Raw genomic sequence first — 403 nt, forward strand, 5'->3', positions numbered from 1 at the left:
CCGCAGAGACGCCAATATAACCAACGTCGGTGACGTCAAGCGTCCCTACGTTGAGAATGGCTGTATTTCCCTGGTCCCCTGTCGTGAACAGGACATCGTCGAAGGAAATCAGGCCGCCCGAAAGCGTCAGCGTGTTGTTGAGCTGATAGTTCTGGGAAGCACTCCCATTGCGCGCGTCAATAAGGAGGGCCGAATTGGAGCCGAGCGTGAATTTGCTCGTATCGTTCACCGAAACGTACGAGTAGTTGCCCGAATCAGATAGATCAAAAGTGAGCTGCGCATTTTCAAGGCTGAAATTCGCACCCGAAAGCGACGCATCCTTGGCAAAATTTACGCTCGCACGGAGATCGGCCGTCGCGGCGCCAGAGCCGTTAATGACAAAGGTCGAACCCGAAGCAGCCGT

General features: G+C 54.6%; 1 protein-coding gene. It reads right to left on the minus strand.

Going from position 1 to position 403, the window contains the following annotated elements; all coding sequences use genetic code 11:
• Positions 1 to 403: hypothetical protein (locus tag H6A60_RS12740; protein ID WP_205105231.1), on the minus strand; the 403-nt coding region annotated here is incomplete at both ends.

The sequence above is a fragment of the Sutterella massiliensis genome (genome assembly GCF_016899755.1).
GTDB lineage: Bacteria > Pseudomonadota > Gammaproteobacteria > Burkholderiales > Burkholderiaceae_F > Sutterella > Sutterella massiliensis.